Below are 3,573 nucleotides of genomic sequence, written 5' to 3'. Positions count from 1 at the left end.
CAGCGGCCTTCTGCAACTTTTCCTGGATTTTCGTGAAACAACCCCACGATAGACTAGTTGTGATCACATATCTCATCTATAGTGTGATTCAGCCGACAGCTTTCGGGACAACTCAGCCCCAGCATGTCCCATCATTGCTTGGCCGGAAGGGTGTCATTGAGACCCCGGAACCGACCTGACTATTTCAGTACGAGACGTGGACGTCTCTGACCGCAAGGGAGATAACGTGGCCTCCGCCCGAATTGACGCAGACACCCGCATCCTCATCATTGGCGCCGGGGTGGTCGGTGCCGCCCTGGCCGACGACCTGACCCGACAGGGTATGGCATCGGTGACCGTGGTGGACCAGGGGCCGCTGTATCGGACTGGCGGCTCCAGCTCCCATGCACCCGGTTTCGCCTTCCAGACCACCGGTTCCCCGGTCATGACTGAGCTCGCACGCAGGACGCTGGACAAGCTTGACGGCCTGACACTGGACGGGCAGTGGATCCTCAAACGGGTGGGTGGCCTGGAATTGGCCTGCGATGAGGAACGGATGGAGTTCCTGCACCGCCGGCACAACCTTGCCCAGTCGTGGGGCGTCCCGGCGAGACTGGTCGCCCCGGAAGAATGCGCTGAACTGTTCCCCGGTTTGGACGCGTCCGTTGTGCTGGGCGGTTTGCACACACCGACGGACGGCGTCGTCAAGGCCGTCCGCGCCGTCGAATGGCAGGCCCGCCGTGCCATCTCGAACGGGGCAAAATTCTACGGCCACACGCAGGTGACGGGCTTCCGGATCGAGGGCGGCCGGGTCACAGGCGTCGACGTCCGCCCCACGCCGCCTGTGCCAGGCAACCCTTCCAAGGGTGAGCGCCTGCCCGAGGGAATCTCGGTACTAGAGGCCGATGTCGTCGTCGTATGCGCCGGCCTGTGGGGCCCCGGTCTGGGCACGATGCTTGGCCTGGAACTGCCCATGGTGCCAATGGAGCACTGCTCCTCCTCAACGAGTCCCGTCCCGTCACTTGCCGGCTCCAGCGAGGAGGAAGTCAGCCTGCCCATGGTGCGGCACCAGGCAACCGGCTCCTACTTCCGCCAGTACGGCGAGCGGCTCCTGTGGGGCAGCTACGAACACCGTGTCATCACAGTGGACCAGGAGGAGATCGCCTCCCCCGAAGAGTTCGCTCAGACCCGCGTTGAGCCCGCCATCCACCCGCTCACCTGGCCCGACCTTCAGGACGGCTGGAAGGCGCTCCAGCACCTGTTCCCGGACACGAAGGCGTGCGAGCCCGACGACGGCTACAACGGCATCTTCTCCTTCACCCCCGACGGCAACCCGCTCCTGGGCGAGGTCCCGGGCATCCGCGGGCTGTGGCTGGGTGAGTCCGTCTGGCTAACCCAATCCGCAGGCGTCGCCGGCGTCCTGGCCGACTGGATTGTCACCGGCGACCCCGGGGTGGACACCACCGGCCTTGACTTCCGCCGCTTTGACCAGACTCACCTGACCCGCACCCTCAGCCTCGCGAAAGCCGGCGAAAACTACGACGAGGTCTACGACATCGCCCATCCGCGGAAGCAGAGCAACACGCTGCGCAAGTTCGCCACCACCCCGTTCTATGCCCGCCAGGAAGCGTTGAAGGCTGAGTTCGGTTCGGCTCAGGGCGGCTGGGAGCGGCCGCGTTGGTACGGCGCCGCGGACAGGTCCGCGCTGTCCGTGGCCCGGGACGCCTGGGGCACCTACGGATGGTCGCCCAGCATCTCGGCGGAGGCACGCAAGGCGGCCAGCGGCGTCGGACTGGCTGACAGGGGAGCGGCCAGTGTTTTCGAGGTAAGGGGTGACGGCGCGGGGCAGCACCTGCAGAACATCACCGGCGCGGGCGCTTTCCTCCAGGTCAACGAGGGGATCCCCGCGCTGCTGGCGAGCCCCTCCGGCGGTATTGCCGCGGACGTGACCCTGGTGCGGACCGCGAAGGATGCCTACCTGGTAGTTGCCAGCCGCCCCGAAGACATCTGGCACTTTCGGCGGGAAACACCGTACTCTGTCACGGTCTCAGATATCTCATCTGCAACTACCGGCCTGGCGCTGATCGGACCAAAGGCGGCAGCGGTCCTGGCCTCGGTAACACGCGGCGCCCTGCCCGCGCCCGGATCTTCGCAGGCACCGGTGCTCGACGTTGGCGGCGTCCCGGTCCGTGCCATAGCGGAAACTACCACCGGTGTTGGCGGCTGGACACTGTACGCCGCCACCGAGCATGGCCTGTACCTCTGGGACCTCCTCATGGAAGCCGGAACAGGCCACGGGATCGCACCGGTGGGTGATGACGCCATTACCGCCCTTGCAATTGCCAACGGCACCCCCGCTTTTGGTGCCGACTACGGCCCGCAGGACAACGCTGCCGAAGCGGGGCTTTCCACCGCTGCCGTGGGTGGGGCCGCCCGCCCCGGCCACCGGCTCCTGGTGCGGCTGCGGATGGACAGCAATCGTCACGCCGTCGTGCCGGGCGAGCCGGTCTCGAAGGACGGCATGGTGGCCGGTTACGTGAGCAGCGCGGCCGAGGAACCCGCAACAGGCTACTTCCTCGCTTTTGCATGGGTAGACCCCGACATTGCACTGGTGGGCACGGCCGTCAAGATTGCCCACCTGGGCGAGCGGTGGCCCGCCACTATCGACCGCGCGCCCGCAGCAGCTCCTGCCCCGGCGCCCGTCGATGTGGAGATGGCAACGGGCTACACTCCAACGGTGGGCGACCGCCTGCCCGCAGCCGTCTAAGTCAGTGTCCACCGAAGTGACACGGGCCCATCGTGTTGCCGGATTTTCAAGCTCTTGGTGACTGCGGGAATGCGCAGAGCCCAGAGGACTTCGGGGCTGAAGCAATAAACCAATGACGCGAGGCACCGTAAATCTGAACGGTGCCTCAAAACCAAGCAAAGGAGCATACACATGAGCGGAACCGTTGTTGTAGGTGTTGACGGCAGTGCGACGGCGAGAAAAGCAGCGGAGTCAGCCAGGGACCTTGCCGCGGCACTTGGCGCTACTCTCCATGTGGTGTCAGCCTTCGACAGTGACCGGTCGGAGCTATTCGGAACCGGTAGTGACAAGTGGCTCGTATCCGACGCCGACAAGGCCGAACATGTCGCGAAAACGGTGGCAGACACCCTGGGCGGGGACATCAAAATCACCTACTCCGCAGCTTCAGGGCGGCCGGCAGATGCCCTGATCCGGGAAGCTATCCGCAAGGAGGCTCGCGTTATCGTAGTGGGCAACCGCAGGATGCAAGGCATTGGACGCGTCCTGGGCAGTGTGGCCAACAGCGTGGCGCACAATGCACCCTGCGACGTTTATATCGCCAACACCTATGACGCTGACTAGCAACTCCAGATAGCCCGCTTAGATAGCCTTATGGCAGGTTCGAACTGGAAATAAGAGCGACAAAGCCATCGGGGACCCGTGGTCCTCGAATGCTTTGTCGCTCTTTCCGTGCTGTCGGTGTCCGGTCAAGCATGGACCTGCGCCGCGTCACCGACTGGACCATCCTGCCCGGCGCCAGCATGGAAATCCGTCACCAGGGGTCTCACATTTGCACAGGACGCGTGGAC

At 64.8% G+C, this 3,573-nt stretch carries 2 protein-coding genes; both read left to right on the top strand.

The window, feature by feature from the left end; genetic code table 11:
- Positions 1-226 precede the first annotated feature (226 nt).
- Positions 227-2,746 (top strand): FAD-dependent oxidoreductase, encoded by a 2,520-nt coding sequence (locus tag AC5RWX_RS31475; RefSeq protein ID WP_494100117.1) that lies wholly within the window; start codon positions 227-229, stop codon positions 2,744-2,746.
- Between the two features lie 171 nt (positions 2,747-2,917).
- On the top strand, positions 2,918-3,346 hold the full coding sequence (locus tag AC5RWX_RS31470) for a universal stress protein (RefSeq protein WP_494100116.1): 429 nt from the start codon (positions 2,918-2,920) through the stop codon (positions 3,344-3,346).
- The last annotated feature ends 227 nt before the right edge of the window (positions 3,347-3,573 follow it).

The sequence above is a fragment of the Arthrobacter sp. SPT-J7 genome (genome assembly GCF_059089965.1).
The sequence above is the reverse complement of the archived record's forward strand: the minus strand, read 5'-3'. Positions and strand labels throughout refer to the sequence as shown.

Coding starts and splice junctions, on each gene's coding strand:
- AC5RWX_RS31470 (WP_494100116.1), top strand. CDS start 2,918: ATGAGCGGAACCGTTGTTGTAGGTGTTGACGGCAGTGCGACGGCGAGA.